The following is a 16,406-nucleotide window of genomic DNA, read 5'->3' on the forward strand; positions in this document are numbered from 1 at the left end:
CCCTCCAGCGTGTACGGATCACTCCTTACGTACAGGCCGGACCCCGGAAACTCCAACTCGGGCCGCTCGGCGGCCCCGTCAGCCGATCGGCGCGTACAGCACGCCCAGCTTGTCGATCTCGTCGCCCGCGCGGCCCGTGAAGCCGGCGATCTGCCAGCCCGTCGGTGCCGTGAAGGTCTTCGTGTCCGAGGTCGCCGTGCCGGAGGACAGGGTGCGGCCCTTGTCCGTGGTGAACGCCGCCGAGAAGATCCTGGTGCGGCCGTCCTTCTGACCCTGCGTCAGCTTCACGGACGTGAGGTGCTCGCCGGACGCCAGGGTCAGCGACGTCGCCGTGCCGCCCGTACCGCCGTGACCGATCGTCGTACCGCCGTCGTGGGTGAGCGAGACCCCGTCGAGGCGGGAGGCGCCGCGCAGGGTGAGGGTGCGCGGGGAGACGGTGGACGGGAGGTCGTCCGCGTCGTTGAAGGCGGTGCCGTGCGGGCCGCCGAAGAAGTCGCTCGCCTTCAGGGACGAGTTGAGGGTGTAGGAGAAGTCGACCGTGTGCGGGAAGTGGTCGGAGAGGTTGCCGCCCGCGGAGTCGAGGAACGACGCCCATTCGTCGTTGTAGCGGGTGGCCGTGAGGGAGAACAGCTTGCTGCCCCGGTACAGGACCTTGTCCACGACCTCGCAGCTGTTGGTGGGCGCCGTCGTCGGGCACACCAGCGGGTCCGCGCCCTGCGTCGGCCGCACCCCGCCCTTCACCAGCTGCACCCACGCGTCCGTGAGGCCGTTCTCGTCGGCCAGCGTGCGGATGTTGTCGCCGGAGCGGGTGTAGCGGGTGTTCGTGTCCCCCATGACGATCACCGCGTTGCCCGCGGAGTTCGCCTGGATGAAGTCGGAGAGCTGCTTGACGTTGGCGCGGCGGGCGGCCAGCGCGTCGTCGGTGTCGTCGGCGTTGGTGTGGACGTTGTACAGGTCCACGTAGACGCCCTCGGCCAGCCGCACCCGGGCGAGGGAGAAGCCCTTCGGAGTCAGGCAGTTGGTGCCGGTGCAGTCGTTCCACTTCACCCGCTCGAAGTCGTCGAAGGCGTAGTCCGACAGGGTGTTGAGGCCGTCACCGAAGGGGACGCCGCCGCTGGTCGCGGTGCGGTAGGGGTGGTTGTCGCCCGCGTACAGGGCCGCGTGGTAGTTGAAGTCCTCCTGCACGTTGACGATGTCGTACGGCGCCAACCGGGGGGAGATCAGCGGGGTGTTGGTCTGTGGATGTCCCGAACTCAGGCCTTCCGGGAGGCCGGCGACGTTGTACGTGAGCACGTTGAAGGTGCCGGTGGTGGCAGCGGCGGCCGGTGTCGTACCGGTGGCGGTGAGGCCGGTGAGGGCCAGGGCCGCGGCCGCGAGGGTGCCGAGGAGTCGTCTCATGGGTCCATGTTCATGTCAACGCGAGTGATTAAAAAGGGTAGTTGAGAAAACTGTTCAACATTCACAGGTGACGTGAGAGTTGACTCTCATATTTTGTGAGAGGACACTCTCACGTCATGGAACCCGACGCTCGTCCTCACGGCACGTCCGGCAACCGCCTCGGTGACATCGAGATCACCGACCCGAAGACCATGCGGGCGCTCGCGCACCCCGTACGGCTGGCCGTCCTGGAGCGGCTCCAGCGCAACGGGCCCGCCACAGCGACCCAGTTGTCGCCGCACGTCGGTGCGACCCCGTCCGTGACCAGCTGGCATCTGCGCCATCTCGCCGGCTTCGGGCTGGTGCGGGACGCCGAGGGGAGCGTCGACCGGCGCGAACGGCGGTGGGAGGCGGTGGCCCGTGGGTTCCGCTTCGAGATGCCGGACGACGAGGACGGACTGTCGGCCGCGCGGGCCCTCGGCATGGAGATGTTCGCCCGGGGCGCCCAGCAGATCGAACGCTGGGCGGCCGAGACCGAGCCGGAACTGGAGCCCGCCTGGCGCCGGGTCGCCCGGCTCGCCAACACCCGTGTCGTGGTCTCCGCCGAGGAGCTCGCCGCGATCGAGGACGCGGTGGAGGCCGTACTCGCGCCGTACGTGACACGCGACGCCGCGGACCGCCCACCGGGCACACGGGGCGTACGGCTGCTGCGGTACGCGCTGCCGGAAGCGGGCGAGGGGGAGTGACCCCGGGGGGAGATGACGCCGCGCGCGCTGCTTCTGGGCGAGATGCCGGCTCCCTGTGGCGTGAGCGGCCCTTTCTTCTCACATGGGCGAGCAGCGCGGTCTCGCAGGTCGGCGACCGGGTCTCCGAGGTGGCCGTGCCGCTCATCGCCGTCACCGTGCTGGACGCCTCCGCCGGCCAGGTGGCGTGGCTGACCGCGCTGGCCTGGGCGCCGAATCTGCTCGGGATGCTGCTGGGGGCGTGGGTCGACGGCCGTGCGGGGAAACGGCGGCTGATCATCGGGTGCGACGTGTTCCGCGCGGCCGTGCTGCTGACCCTGCCGGCCGCCTACCTGTGGGGCATGTTGACGACGGCGCACCTCTTCGCCGTCGTCCTGCTGTGCGGTGTCGCGGGCGTGGTGGCGGGCTGCGCGTTCACGCCCCTCTTCACCTGGCTGCTGCCGCGGACGTCGTACGTCGACGCCAACAGCAAGTTCAGCGCGGCCCGTTCGGCCTCCTTCATCGCCGGGCCCGCGCTGGGCGGAGGGCTCGTGCAGGCGCTCACCGCGCCGGTCGCGGTCGTCGTGGACGCCGTGTCCTTCCTCGGCTCGGCGCTCCTGCTGCGCCGGGTACGGGTCGAGGAACCGGTGCCGGAGCGCCGGAACCGGCGAGGCGTGTGGCACGGCGCCCGGCAGGGGCTGGTGTTCGTCCTCCGTCATCCGGTGCTGCGGGCTAGTCTCGGCTGTACGACGACCATCAACTTCTTCACGTTCCTGACGGGCAGCGGCCTGGTCGTGCTGTTCGCCGACCGTGAGCTCCATCTCCCGCCCGGAGTCATCGGGTTGACGCTCGGCATCGGTGCGAGCGGCTCCCTCGTCGGCGCGCTGCTCGCGCCCTGGGTGTCGCGCCGGATCGGCATCGGCCGCGCCGTCGCCGTCGGGGCCGTGCTGTTCCCGGCGCCCTTCGCCCTCGTGGTCGTGGCCGACGGTCCGCTGTGGGCGCGTGCCGGGGTGCTGGGCGGGGCCCAGTTCCTCATCGGCCTCGGCGTCATGATCTTCGACGTCAACCTCAACTCGCTGATGGCCGCGGCGATTCCGGGTGAGATGCGCAGTCGGGTCACCGGCGCGTACAGCACCGTCAACTACGGGATACGGCCGCTCGGCGCCGTCGCCGGAGGCGCGCTCGCCACCGGCGTCGGACTGCGAACGACCTTTGTCGTGGCGGCAGTCGGCGGCATGCTGTCGCTCCTGTGGCTGCTGCCGTCACCGATACCGGGCATCCGCGGCCTGGACTCCATGGAGCGGTACGACCTCGTCGACGCCTGAGCCGCGCCGGTGGCCAGCTCCCTACCGGCAGCTCGCCGTCAACGCGTCGAGCGCCCGCCACACCGCGTCCGCCCCCTCGGCGTCGATCACGAGCTGGGTGCCCGAGCCGTCCGGGACGGACACGACGTACGACACCGGTGAGAACGACAGGGCGCCCCACGCCTCGCGCCGGTGCTCCAGCGCCAGGATGCGGCCGCACGGCTCGCACCGCATCCACGGCACCAGCGCCAGACCACCGGCCCGGTGGACCGGCTCCAGACCCTCGACCACCCGCACCTTCCCCTCGAAGCCGGGCAGATCGACGATGTCCGTGGCCAGTTGGTCCCACACCCCCCACTGCTGGGCCATCGCCGCGAGGTCGGCCCGCGTCCGGTCGTCCACGGACAGCCCCAGCTCGAACAGCCGGTCCACCAGCCGGAACAGACCGGCCTCCTGCTCACCGATGTCCCAGCACCCCTGGATCCCGTCCACGTCCTCGGCGCCCGGCAGCAGCCCGGCGAGCCGCGACCACACGGCCCCCTCGGCGGCGTACGCCCGTTCCTTTTCCTGTCGCTCGTCCATCGCGCCCGACCCTATGCCGCAGGCCGCGCGGGCCGATTGTCGGTCCGGTCACCCCGTGGGGTGGAAGTGTGCGGCCCAGTGGGACCAGGCACCGGCCAGCCACGCCACCGTGTCGTACCGGCGTCCGGAAGCTGGGCGCATGTCCACCCTTGACTCCCTACGGGGATCTCTGCGCGCGGCGGTCCTGCGGGGCGCAGCCGCACTCGCGCTCGTCGTCGCCCTGCCGGGCAGCGCCCTCGCCGCACCCGGTGATCTCGACACCTCGTTCGGCACGGGCGGGAAAGTCGTCGTCGACAGCGGGTTCCGCGCCGACGCCCAGGACGTCGCCGTACAGGCCGGCAACGGCAAGATCGTCACCGTCGGTTCCAGCCAGGGCTCCGACTTCGACGCGTCCGACTTCACCGTGCTGCGCCACAACCCCGACGGCACCCCGGACACCTCCTTCGGCGGCGACGGCGAGGTGCTGACCGACTTCGAGTTCGGCGAGGACATCGCCCAGGGGGTGGCGCTCCAGGGCGACGGGAAGATCGTCGTGGTCGGGCGCCATCAGGAGACCGACGACGAGTTCGCCGGCTGCTGCTGGTTCACGGTGGCCCGCTACACCACCGACGGCAGCCTCGACACCTCCTTCGGCGGCGGCGACGGCTGGATCAGCCCCGGTCTCGCGGGCGGGGCCGAGGACGCCGCCGGCGTCGCGGTGCTGCCGGACGGCAAGATCCTCGCCGGGGCCCGCGCCGGCGGCGATTTCGCGCTGGTGCGCCTTCTGCCGAACGGCACCCTCGACACCTCCTTCGACGGCGACGGTGTCGTCGACACCTCCTTCAGCGCGGAGGGCGGCGCCATCGCGAAGGACATGGCGGTGCAGTCGAACGGCAAGATCGTGCTGGTCGGCTACTCGGGCGAGACCTCCTTCGACTTCGCCCTGGCCCGCTACAACCCCGACGGCAGCCTCGACACCACCTTCGGCGGCGACGGCAAGGTCACCACGGACCTCGGCGGCTACAACTGGGGCGAGACCGTGGCCGTCCAGTCCACCGGCAAGATCCTCATGTCCGGTGGCACCGGCGAGGACTTCACCCTGGTCCGCTACAACCTGGACGGCACCCTCGACGGCGGCTTCGGCACCGGCGGCGTCGTCACCACCGACTTCGGCCCCACGTCCGCGGTGAACGACCTCGCCGTCCAGCCCGACGACCGGATCCTCGCCGGCGGTTCCGCGGGCACCGACTTCGCGCTGGCCCGCTACAACGCCGACGGCACCGCCGACACGGGCTTCGCGACCGGCGGCCGGACCACCACCGACTTCGGCGCCTTCGACCGGGTGGGCGCCCTCGCCCTCCAGACCGACGGAAAGATCGTCGCGGCCGGCGACACCGGCGACGACCGCGCCCTCGCCCGCTACCTCGGCGGCACCGGCACCCCTCCGCCGCCCCCGCCCACCGGCGTCGACCTGTCGGTCACCAAGACCGGCACCGCCACGGTGAGCATCGGCGACCGGGCCACGTACACCGTGACCGTCACCAACACCAGCACCACCACGAGCGCCACCGGCGTGACCCTCACCGACACCCTCACCGGCCCGGCCGGCTCCGTCGTCTCGGCGACCGCCTCCCAGGGCACCTGCACGACCGCCGTCTCCTGCGCCCTCGGCACCCTCGCACCGGGCGCCAAGGCCACCGTGACCGTCGTCGCCGAACCCCGGGCCACCGGCACCCTCACCGACAAGGCCACGGTCGCCGCCACCCAGACCGACCCGGCGACCGCGAACAACACCGCCACGGTGACCACCACGGTCAACAACGCCCGCGGCTGCACCCGCATCGGCACCAGCGGCAACGACACGATCACCGGGACCTACGGCACCGACGTGATCTGCGGCCTCGGCGGCGACGACACCATCAACGCGAGCTACGGCAGCGACACCGCGTACGGCAACTACGGCAACGACCGCGTCGACGGTGGCTTCGACGACGACACCCTCAACGGCGGCCCCGGCAACGACAACCTGATCGGCAACTACGGCAACGACCGCCTGAACACGGTCGACAGCGTCTCCGGCAACGACACCGCCAACGGCGGCTTCGGCACCGACACCTGCACGACGGACACCGGCGACACCCGCCTCAGCTGTCCCTGACGATCACTCCGCATGCCACTGGCCGGGCCGCCTGCAAGGGGCCCGGCCAGTGGCGTCAGCCGTTGATCCCGCTGTAGTGCCGCAGGCTCCACCGCCACAGCCACCGCGCCCCCAGATACGCCACCACCCCGAGCAGCGGCGAGGCCGCCGCCAGCCAGTAGGGGGCGCCGGTGTCATGGCCGTGGCCGGTCAGGACGGCGACCGGGAAGTACGCGACGAACGCGAGCGGAAGACCGTACGTCAGGAAGCCGCCCACCGCGCGCGGCAGGACGTTCAGCGGATAGCTGCCGAACGTGCCGAGGAGCTCCTCCAGCCAGTAGCTCCAGTAGTCGGCGGCCGGGAAGCGCAGCGACGCACTGGCCAGCGCCGTGAACAGGGCGGCCTCCAGGAACAGCCCGCCGATGACCGCGGCGGCCAGGTAGCCGATCCGGCCCGGCGTCCAGTCCAGTTCGCTGCGGCTGAGCGCACCGATCATCAGGCCCACCGCCACCGTCAGGTCGCCGATCGCGTTGGTGGGGAAGAAGGCCAGCTGGAGCTGGCGGTGCACCGGCATCGGGCGCAGGAGGTACGTGTCGATCCTGCCCTCCTGGATCTGCCGGCCGGCGCCGTGCACCCGGCCCAGGAAGAGGACGAACAGGGCGTGCGCCAGCATCCGGGTCGCCGGGATCAGCAGGACCTCGGAGCTGTCCCAGCCGCCCATCCCGGTGAACCGGGCCAGCAGCACCGTCGCGAACACGAGCACCGACACCTGCCAGATCGCGCCGATCGCGACCATCAGCAGGAACTCGGTGCGGTACTCCAGCTGGGCACGGAAGTTGAGCAGCGTGATGCGCCACATGATCCGCAGGGAATGCACGGTCCTCAGCCTCCCTGGGACATGACACGAAGGGCGGCCCGCCGCCACAGGAACCGGGTGAACAGGTGCAGCGCCACCACCCAGGCGGCCTGCACGGCGAGTTGGAGACCGGCGTCCGACAGCGGGATGCGGCCGATGTAGAGCGACAGCGGCACGTTGAGCGTCGCCTGGAAGGGCAGGAACGCGCTCAGGGTCACGAACCAGTCCGGGAAGAACCACAAGGGCGCGTACACGCCGGACAGCAGGTTCTGCGCGAAGATCAGGATGAGCATCGCCGCGTTGTTGCGGACCGTCCAGAAACACAGCTGGTCCAGGACGAGCAGCACGTAGTACAGGACGAGTTGGCCGAGCAGCAGACTCAGCACGAACACCCCCGCCGTCGCCGCCGACTCGGGCGGTTCGACGACTCCGGCCGTGCGGCACACCGCGTATCCGGCCAGCGCCCAGGCGAACCCGTACAGCTTCTCGCCGAGCGCGCGCAGGGCGTGGTAGCGCTGCGGGGGCAGCGGGCGCAGGTACCAATAGACGATCGTGCCGAAGTGCATGTGCTGGAGCACGGTGTCGCGGCCCGCGTACTGGTCCAACTCGCGCATCCTGGAGGCGAGTACGGCCAGCACGGCGTACGTCACCGCCTGGTCGCGGCTCAGTCCGGCGGTGGTGCCGGTGTCGGCGTACAGGCCGTGCCACAGCGATGCCACCAGCACGGTCTGCACGGTGAGGCGCAGCAGTACGGCGGTCATCCGGGGCGGGGTGTGCAGCTCGCCGAGCGGGGTGACGCGGGCGGCGCGCCAGGCGTGGAGCATCGCCATGTCAGACCTCTTCCCCGTGGACGTAGGCGGCCCGCATCACGTCTTCCAGGTCCGCCTCGTCGAGGGCGACGTCCGTGACCTCGTGGCGCTCGATGACGGCCTTCAGCGCCTGGTGCACGGTCGGGGCGTCGGGGCCGTCCGGCCCGAACACGACCTGGGGGCCGGTCCGTTGGAGCAGGGCGACGCCCGGCAGCGCGGCGACCTCCGCGTGCGCGTCGGCCAGCGTCGCCCGGACCTGCCAGGTCGAGCCGAACTTGCGGCGGATCTCGTCGAGGGTGCCGTCCAGGACGAGCCGCCCGTGGTTGACGAGGACGACCCGTTCGGCCAGCCGCTCGACCTCGGTCATGTCGTGGGTGGTGAGCAGGACCGTACGGCCGCGCTCCGTGACCTGGTGGCGCAGGAACTCCCGCACCTGCTCCTTCACCACCACGTCCATGCCGATGGTGGGCTCGTCGAGGAAGACGACCTGCGGGTCGTGGAGAAGGGCGGCGGCCAGGTCGCTGCGCACGCGCTGGCCGAGGGAGAGGTGGCGCACCCGGGTGTCCCAGAAGGAGGAGAGGTCGAGCAGCGCGTCGAACTCCTCCAGCCGGGCGGCGTGTTCGGCCTTCGGCACGGCGTAGATGTCCCGCAGGATCGCGAACGACTCCCGCACCGGCAGGTCCCACCACAGCTGGGTGCGCTGCCCGAACACCGCGCCGATGTTGCGGGCGTTGCGCTCCCGTTCCTCGTAGGGCGTCACGCCCGCGACCCGGGCATGCCCGGAGGTGGGGGTGAGGATGCCGGTGAGCATCTTGATGGTGGTGGACTTGCCGGCGCCGTTCGGGCCCAGCAGGGCCAGGAGTTCACCGGGGGCGACGTCGAAGGTGATGTCGGTGACGGCGTGCTTGGCGACCCGCTCGGGGTTCACCAGGGAGCGGACCGCTCCCGTGAAGCCCGGACGGCGGACGGTGGTGTGGAAGGTGCGGGACAGTCCGCGGACCTCTATACCGGCATTCAAGTGGCATCAACTCCTTCGCAGGACAAAAGAAGTGCGGCCGGTCGGCAGAGGCGCCGACCGGCCGCCGACGACGTCCCGACAGTGTCGGAAAGTCGATCAATCGGTCAATCGATTAATGGTCTGTTTACTTGTCGGTCGAGAACACGAACGAGAACTCGGCCGGTGCGGCCGTCAGTTGGTGCCGCGGCAGCGGGCCAGGGCCGCACGACTGTGAACCGACGCCGTTCTGCCCGTGGTCGAGGTTCACCCACACCGTGTCCCCGGCCTTGAGGTCGGTCAGGTGCGAGGCCGCCTCCAGCTGCTCGTTCGTCCAGCGGCGGGCGCTGAACGCGAACTCCGGGTCGCCCTCGATCCGCAGACCGCCGAGCCGCGCCCACCGGACGTCGCCCCGGGCGCCGTTCTCCTGCGGACGCAGATACGGCGTCTGGAGGTCGTCCACGGTGGACGTCCACAGGCCGATCCGCGATGCCGCACGGGTGTCGGGGTACGCCTCGCCGGGACCGCCGCCGAACCACGTCACCGCCTCGGCCTCGGCGAGCCCGAGCCGGACGCCGAGGCGGGGCAGCGGCACCTTCCACTCGCCCTCGGGCGCCACGGACACCGTCAGCTTCAGCCGGCTGCCGTCGGAGGTCCACCGGTACACGGTGGCCAGTCCCACCTCACGGGCGGCCGGAGCCACCCGGGTGCGCACCGTCAGCGTGTCGTCGGTGAGCTCCACCGCGTCGAGCCGGTGCCGCATCCGGTGCAGGCCCAGCGTGCGCCACAGCACGGAGTACTGGACGCCCGACACCCAGTCGGTGCCCTCGTCGTTGTCGGTGGGCGCCCGCCACACGTCCAGGCGCAGCCCCTCGACGGACACTCCGCCGATCGACGTGAGCGTGCCGGTGCGGGCGTCGAAGGCGGCCGGGCCGAGCGTGATCGTCCGTCCGTCGCGCACGGGCCCGTCGGTGGCCGCCACGGACGGCAACACCCGTACGGCACCCGGGAACTGACCCCACGCCACCTCGTGCCCGCGCTCGCCCCACGCCGTGTCGGCGGCGAGCGTCGCCCGCACCGTCCACCCGGTCTCCGCCGGGCCCTGGTGAGCGGGCGGCTCCGGCAGCTTCACGTCGGCGGACTCGCCCGGCTTCAGCGCGGGCACCGACAGCGAGCCGGACTCCACCGTCGCGCCGTCCACCTGGTACGACCACACGAAGGCGAGCGCCGACAGGTCGGCGAAGTCGTACCTGTTCGTCACCCGTACGGTGCCGTCGGCGCCGTCGCCCTCGATGCGGACCGGCTCGATGACCTTCTTGTACTCGGCGAGCCCGGGGGAGGGGGTGCGGTCGGGGAAGATCAGGCCGTCGCAGACGAAGTTGCCGTCGTGCAGCTCCTCGCCGAAGTCGCCGCCGTAGGCGTAGCCCAGCTCGGCGTGCTCGATGCCGTGGTCGATCCACTCCCAGATGAAGCCGCCCTGGATGCGGTCGTACTTCTCGAACAGCTCCTGGTAGTCGGCGATCCCGCCCGGGCCGTTGCCCATGGCGTGCCCGTACTCGCACTGGATGAAGGGGAGCCCGCGCCGCTTCAGGGTGCCGCCGTCGAGCTCCTTGCCGATGGCCTCCACCTCGGCGTGGCTCGCGTACATGCGCGAATACACGTCCGTGTCACGGCAGTTCCAGTCGCCCTCGTAGTGCACGAGGCGCGAGGTGTCCCGGCTGTGGATCCACTCGGCCATGGCGGTCAGGCCGCGACCGGTGCCGGCCTCGTTGCCCAGCGACCAGAACACGATCGACGGGTGGTTCTTGTCGCGCTCGACCATGCGGGCCGCACGGTCCAGGAGGGCCGGGGTCCAGCGGTCGTCGTCGACGGGGTTGTCCCGCCAGTCCTGCTCGGTGAAGCCGTGGGTCTCCAGGTCGCACTCGTCGATGACCCACAGGCCGTACTCGTCGCACAGGTCCAGGAATGCCGGGTGCGGCGGGTAGTGCGAGGTGCGCACCGCGTTGAGGTTGTGCCGCTTCATCAGCAGCACGTCCTCGCGCATGGTCGCGAGGTCCAGCGCGCGGCCCGTCCGCGGGTGCCACTCGTGCCGGTTGACGCCCTTGAAGAGGATCGGCCGGCCGTTGACCTTGATGAGGCCGTCCTCCAGGACGACCGTGCGGAAGCCGATCCGCAACGGCACCCGCTCGCCCTCGGTGACCAGTTCACCGTCGTACAGCTTCGGCGTCTCGGCGCTCCACGGCTCGACCGGGACCGTCACCGGCGCACCGGTCGCGACATCGATGTCCAGGGCCGGCACGAGCACCCGCCCGTCGACGTCGGAGTCGACGCGCAGGGTGCCCTCGCCGGTGACGTGGTCGTAGTCGGCGTGCACGAAGAAGTCGAGGACGCCGCCCGCCGGGCGGTGCAGCAGGGTGACGTCACGGAAGATGCCGGGCAGCCACCACTGGTCCTGGTCCTCCAGGTAGGAGCCGGCCGACCACTGGTGGACGCGGACCGCGAGGACGTTGCCGGACGGCTTCAGCAGATGCCCGACCGCGAACTCGTGCGCCAGGCGCGAGCCCTTGAACTCGCCGATGTCCGTGCCGTTGAGCCAGACGCGGGCGCAGGACTCCACACCGTCGAACCGCAGGACGGCTCCGCCCTCGTCGAGCGCGGGCCAGTCGTCCGGCAGGTCGAAGACGCGCAGGTGGTCGCCGGTCGGGTTCTCCGTCGGCACGTGCGGCGGGTCGACCGGGAAGGGGTAGAGGTGGTTGGTGTAGACGGGCTTCCCGAAGGCGCCGTCGCCCTGGAGGACCCAGTGCCCGGGGACCGTGACCTCGGCCCAGTCCCCGGCGTCGTAGCCCTCCTCGGCGAACGAGTCGTCCTCGGCGTCGGCGGTCGGGGACACCCTCAGGCGCCAGCTGCCGTTCAGGGACAGGGACGTGGCGTCGGAGGAGGCGTACCAGGCGCGGGGCGGGAGGGCCCCGCTGCCGGGCGAGACGTCCTCTATGTAGTCGACGTCGGTGGTGCGGAAGGACATCGGTCTCCAGGTCGTTCGGAACGGGATGTCAGCCCTTGATGCCGGTCTGCGCGATCCCCTGCACCAGCCAGCGCTGGAGGAAGAGGAAGACCAGCACCAGGGGCAGGATGGAGATGGCCGTGGACATGAAGATCAGGTGGTAGTTCACGGTCTGGTTGGTCATGTACGCGGACAGCGCGACCTGGATGGTCCAGGCGCTGGGGTCCTGGCCGATGACCAGGGGCCACAGGAAGGAGTTCCAGCCGCTGATGAACGTGATCGTGGCCATCGCCGCGAAGAAGTTCAGCGAGTTGGGCACGACGACCCGCCAGTACGCCCCCCAGTACGAGAGTCCGTCCACGCGCGCCGCCTCCTCCAGCTCCTTGGGGAACCCCAGGAAGTACTGCCGGAACAGGAAGCAGGTGAAACCACTGAACAGGCCCGGGATGATCAGACCGCGATAGGTGTCGACCCAGCCCAGCGAGGACACCAGCACGAAGCTGGGCACGAAGGTCACCGCGGTCGGGATCATCAGGGTGACCAGGACGCCGTAGAAGACCTTGTTGGCGTGCTTGTACGGGATGCGGGCCAGACCGTAACCGGCGAGCGAGCAGATCAGCAGGATGCCGCTGGTGTGCAGGATCGCGACGACCCACGAGTTCCACAGGGCGCGGCCGAAGTCGACGGTCTCGTCCTTGAACGGCTCGGTGATGTTGCCCCACTGGATGTCGGTGGGGAACCACTTCCAGTTCTCGCCCGTGATCTCCGGGTCCGTCATCAGGGCGTTGCGGACGATCAGGTAGAAGGGGATGAGGAAGAGCAGGGCGGCGACGCCGGTGGCGAGGTAGAGACCGGTGTTGCCGATGACCCCGCCGCCGCGCTTCTTCTTCGCGTTCGCGGGAGTCTTCCCGAGGTCAGGTGCGGTGGTGGTCACTTGGACTCCTCACCCCTTCCGAAGCCCATGATCCTGCCCTGGAACAGCGTGATGACCAGGATGAGCAGGGTCAGGATGACCGCGCCCGCGCTGCCCTGGCCGTAGTCCTGGTTCTCGCCCAGTGCCGTCTTGTACAGCTCGACGAGCGGCGGCTGGCCCCAGGTCGCCTTGCTCAGCAGGTTCCAGAACTCGTCGAAGGCCTGGTAGGCGGCGATCAGCAGGAGCAGGATCACCGCGGTGGAGGTGGCCCGCAGCTGCGGCAGGGTGATGTACCGGAAGGTCTGCCAGCCCGGCTTGGCGCCGTCGATGGCCGCGGCCTCGTACAGCTCGGCCGGGATGTTCTGGAGTGCCGCGAGGAACAGGATCATGTAGAAGCCGGCCTGCAACCACAGCCGCAGCGTCACGATGACCAGCCAGTACCAGGGCGGGTCGGGGTTGGCGAGCCAGGCGACGTTCTCGACGCCGAACCAGCTCAGGATCGTGTTCGCCATGCCGAAGCGGACGCCGTTGAAGATGGACATCTTCCAGATCAGCGCCGCGGCCACGTAGGACACGGCGGTGGGCAGGAAGAACACCGACCGGAAGAACGCCTTCATGAACCGGATGCGGTGCACCAGCAGCGCCAGCCCGAGCGAGAGCGCCCAGGTGGTGGGGACGATGAACGCGGCGAACACGGTGAAGGTGACCAGCGACCCGGTGAAGTCCGGGTTGTCGAGGATCGCCTTGTAGTTGTCGAAGCCGATGAAACTGCTCGGCGAGACGGTGAAGCGGGCCTCGAAGAAGCTGAGGTAGATGCTCCAGCCCATCGGCACGAACACGAAGACGATCAGGCCGATGAGGAAGGGACCGGTGAACAGCCAGAAGTTGAGCGTGGCGTTGGCCCGCAGGCCCCGCCGCGACCGTGCCTTCGCAGGCTTGGCCGGGGCGGGGTTCGCGAGGTCGATCTCGGTGGTGGTCGACATGTCGGGATCCGTCCGCCGGTCTATCCGAAGAGCTTCTTGAGCTCTGCGTTGACCTTCTTGTCGGCGGCGCTGAGCGCGGCGTCCGGGCTGCCGCCCTTGCGCACCGAGTTGGCGATCACGTCGTTGATCGCGGCGATCATGGCCTGCGTCCAGCCGATGTTGTCGAAGTGGCCGTACTCGCTGAAGAGCTTGACGCCCTCGGCCGGCAGACCCGACTTGAGCTTGGTGGCGGACTGGGCGATCGAGGTGCGCGGCGGGATGTGGAAGCCGTAGGAGAGCGCCCAGTCCTCCTGGTACTTCTTCTGGTCGATCCACAGCCACTTGACGTATTCCTTGGCCGCGTCGACGTTGTCGCCCTTGGCGTTGACGAACATCGACCAACCGCCGTTGGTGACCGAGAACTTGCCGGCCGAGCCGACCTTCGGGAAGGGGAAGATGCCGACGTCGTCGCCGAGCGCCTTCTGGATGACCGGCATGGCCCACATGCCGCACCACTGGATCGCGGTCAGGCCCTGCGTGAAGGCGGACGGGTCCCACCAGTCGGCGGGGGCGTCGAGGAGCAGGTTGCCGCTGGTGAACAGCTTGCGCAGCTGGCCGAGACCGTCGGCCACGGCGTCCGTGTGGTACGCGATCTCGTTCTTGGCGTTGAGGGTGTCCGCGCCGGCCGACCAGATCAGGGGGTTCTGGACGGGGGTGATGTCGTTGCCGAGGAAGGCGCCCTTGACCTTGTCGGTCGTCAGCTTGTTGACCGCCTCGATCAGCTCCTCCAGCGTCTGGGGGACCTCGACCTTGGCCTTCTCGAACAGCGAGGGGCGGTAGTAGAAGAACTGCGGGTCGTCGATCATCCGGACGCCGTATATCTTCCCGTCGACCGTGTGCGAGGCGATGTCGGCCGGGTTGAAGTCGTCCTTGACCGGGTTGATGATGTCGGACAGGTCGGCGACCTGGCCGCTCGTCACCAGCTGAAGCTGCGGGTGGAACTCGAAGACGTCGGGCGCGTTCTTGGTGAGCAGGGCCGGGAACAGCTTGTTCTCGAAGTTGCTGCCGGTGATCCACTGAGTCGTGACGTTGGCGTCCTTGTAGGCCTTGGCGTACCGCTTGATGGCCTGCTCGGTGCCCGCCTCGCCGTACGCGTGGAAGTACTGGACGAGCGTGTCCCCGGAGCCGCTGCCACGGCCGGTGTTGCTGCCGCAGGCGGCCAGCGTCCCGGCGGCCGTCATCCCCGCTGCGGCCCGGAAGAGGGATCGGCGGGACCAGTTGTTGTTGCTCAGTGCCGACATGTGACGTCCTTGTCTCGAGTACGGCTGCGGCTCAGCGCCCCTGGCTCAAAAGGAGTTGCGGTGCGGGACGTTAACCTTCGGCTAAGGCTTCGGCAAGGGGTTGGACGAAGTCTGTGCGAAGCGTTGTGTGACGTTCGGGATGTCGGACGTCACGAGGTGCGGACCGTCGTCCCGGCGGCCCGCGACCCTCTCTCGGCGGTCTGTGCTACTGGCGGTGGTGTGCTTCGGCTCGCGCCGACGGGATGCGTTTCTGCTGCCTCTGCCCGACCGACTGGAGTGCCCCTTCGAGCGCGAACGTGGCCGCGCCCAGGCACACCGGGTCGGTGGGGATCGGGGAGAGGACGATCTCGGTGGCGGCGTTCGGCCGGGGCAGCGCGTGCCGGGCGACGGCCTCGCGCACCTCCTCGACCAGGGGCTCGCCGAGGGCGGCCGCGACCCAGCTGCTGAGCACGACCACTTCCGGGTTGAACAGGTTGACCAGGTCGGCGATGCCGGCGCCGAGATAACGGACGGTGTCGCGGACCACCTTGACGGCCACCGGGTCCCGCTCGGCCAGCCCCCGCGCCAGCGCGGCGATCGTCGCCGTCTGGTCCTCCGGGTGCAGCAGCGGACTGTCGGCGCTCGACTCGCGCAGCGTCAGCATGATCCCGGACGCGCCGACGTACGCCTCCACGCAGCCGTTCTTGCCGCAGCGGCACAGCCGGCCGTCCAGCACGATCGTGGTGTGGCCCCACTCCCCGGCGCTGTTGCTGACACCCCGGTGCAGCCCGCCACCGAGGATCAGCCCGGAACCCACGCCCGTCCCGAGGTTGACCACCACGGCGTCCCCGCGCCCGCGCGCCGCCCCGAACCACAGCTCGGCCACCGCCGAGGCGCGCAACGGGTTGTCCAGATAGAGGGGGTAGGCGATGTGCTCGGTCAGCAGGTCGAGCAACGGCACGTCGTGCCAGTCCCAGTTGGGCGCGTACTCCGAGATGCCGGTGGCCCGGTCGACCTGGCCCGGCACGCTCACCCCGACGCCGAGGACCCGCGCCCCCTCGATCCCGGCCTGCGCGACCACCGAGCCGACGACCGCGGCCACATGCCCGACCACCTGCTCGGGCCGGCTCTCGCTCGGCCGGACGTCCTCCTCGGCCCGGGCCAGCACGTTCAGCCCGAGGTCGAACAGCTCGACATGGACGTACGTCTCCGCGATGTCGACACCGATCAGCGCGCCGCCCGACGCGTTGACCGCGACCAGCCCGCGGGGACGGCCGCCCGCCGAGTCCTCGAACCCGACCTCCGTGATCATCCGCAGGTCGAGCAGCTCCCCGACGAGCGTGGCGACGGTGGCGAGGCTCAGCCCGGTGGCGGCCGCCAGCTCCTGCCGGGACGTGGGCGACTTGGCGATGATCTGGCGCAGCACCTCGTAGCGGTTCGCGGTGCGGATGTCACGTGAGGTGCGCTTCACCAGGTGGCCCCCCGTCCCT

13 protein-coding genes are annotated in these 16,406 nt (G+C 70.1%); 3 read left to right on the plus strand and 10 right to left on the minus strand.

Annotated elements, in window-relative coordinates:
- Positions 1 to 78: 78 nt before the first annotated feature.
- Complete coding sequence (locus tag EJC51_RS36790) at positions 79 to 1,398, minus strand: jacalin-like lectin (RefSeq protein ID WP_126275000.1); 1,320 nt, start codon at positions 1,396 to 1,398, stop codon at positions 79 to 81.
- Positions 1,399 to 1,514: 116 nt separating this feature from the next.
- Here EJC51_RS36790 and EJC51_RS36795 point away from each other — a divergent pair, with 116 nt between their 5' ends.
- Both EJC51_RS36795 and EJC51_RS36800 read left to right on the plus strand, forming a co-directional pair.
- A complete protein-coding gene (locus EJC51_RS36795) occupies positions 1,515 to 2,123 on the plus strand; it encodes an ArsR/SmtB family transcription factor (protein WP_126275001.1) in 609 nt (202 codons plus the stop codon).
- A complete protein-coding gene (locus EJC51_RS36800; protein ID WP_126275002.1) occupies positions 2,120 to 3,424 on the plus strand; it encodes an MFS transporter in 1,305 nt (434 codons plus the stop codon). The genes EJC51_RS36795 and EJC51_RS36800 overlap by 4 nt, the downstream gene beginning before the upstream one ends.
- A gap of 21 nt (positions 3,425 to 3,445) precedes the next feature.
- On the opposite strand, the gene EJC51_RS36805 is transcribed toward EJC51_RS36800, so the two are convergent.
- The gene (locus EJC51_RS36805) at positions 3,446 to 3,985 is read right to left on the minus strand and encodes a hypothetical protein (RefSeq protein ID WP_126275003.1); all 540 of its coding nucleotides are present in this window, start codon (positions 3,983 to 3,985) and stop codon (positions 3,446 to 3,448) included.
- Between the two features lie 139 nt (positions 3,986 to 4,124).
- Here EJC51_RS36805 and EJC51_RS36810 point away from each other — a divergent pair, with 139 nt between their 5' ends.
- Complete coding sequence (locus EJC51_RS36810; RefSeq protein ID WP_126275004.1) at positions 4,125 to 6,122, plus strand: DUF11 domain-containing protein; 1,998 nt, start codon at positions 4,125 to 4,127, stop codon at positions 6,120 to 6,122.
- A 55-nt stretch (positions 6,123 to 6,177) separates the two neighbouring features.
- Here EJC51_RS36810 and EJC51_RS36815 read toward each other — a convergent pair whose 3' ends face one another.
- The 8 genes from EJC51_RS36815 to EJC51_RS36850 form a co-directional block, all read right to left on the minus strand.
- Positions 6,178 to 6,960, minus strand: a complete 783-nt coding sequence (locus EJC51_RS36815; protein ID WP_399582216.1) for an ABC transporter permease — start codon at positions 6,958 to 6,960, stop codon at positions 6,178 to 6,180.
- 23 nt (positions 6,961 to 6,983) lie between these two features.
- Complete coding sequence (locus EJC51_RS36820) at positions 6,984 to 7,787, minus strand: ABC-2 family transporter protein (RefSeq protein WP_126275006.1); 804 nt, start codon at positions 7,785 to 7,787, stop codon at positions 6,984 to 6,986.
- A gap of 1 nt (position 7,788) precedes the next feature.
- Positions 7,789 to 8,784, minus strand: a complete 996-nt coding sequence (locus tag EJC51_RS36825; RefSeq protein ID WP_126275007.1) for an ABC transporter ATP-binding protein — start codon at positions 8,782 to 8,784, stop codon at positions 7,789 to 7,791.
- 124 nt (positions 8,785 to 8,908) lie between these two features.
- A complete protein-coding gene (locus EJC51_RS36830; protein WP_126275008.1) occupies positions 8,909 to 11,782 on the minus strand; it encodes a glycoside hydrolase family 2 TIM barrel-domain containing protein in 2,874 nt (957 codons plus the stop codon).
- A 28-nt stretch (positions 11,783 to 11,810) separates the two neighbouring features.
- Positions 11,811 to 12,695, minus strand: a complete 885-nt coding sequence (locus EJC51_RS36835) for a carbohydrate ABC transporter permease (protein ID WP_126275009.1) — start codon at positions 12,693 to 12,695, stop codon at positions 11,811 to 11,813.
- A complete protein-coding gene (locus EJC51_RS36840; RefSeq protein WP_126275010.1) occupies positions 12,692 to 13,657 on the minus strand; it encodes a carbohydrate ABC transporter permease in 966 nt (321 codons plus the stop codon). The genes EJC51_RS36835 and EJC51_RS36840 overlap by 4 nt, the downstream gene beginning before the upstream one ends.
- 20 nt (positions 13,658 to 13,677) lie before the next feature.
- Positions 13,678 to 14,937 (minus strand): ABC transporter substrate-binding protein, encoded by a 1,260-nt coding sequence (locus EJC51_RS36845; RefSeq protein ID WP_126275011.1) that lies wholly within the window; start codon positions 14,935 to 14,937, stop codon positions 13,678 to 13,680.
- 205 nt (positions 14,938 to 15,142) lie between these two features.
- A complete protein-coding gene (locus EJC51_RS36850) occupies positions 15,143 to 16,387 on the minus strand; it encodes an ROK family transcriptional regulator (protein WP_126275012.1) in 1,245 nt (414 codons plus the stop codon).
- Between the last annotated feature and the right edge of the window lie 19 nt (positions 16,388 to 16,406).

The organism is Streptomyces aquilus (assembly GCF_003955715.1).
GTDB lineage: Bacteria > Actinomycetota > Actinomycetes > Streptomycetales > Streptomycetaceae > Streptomyces > Streptomyces aquilus.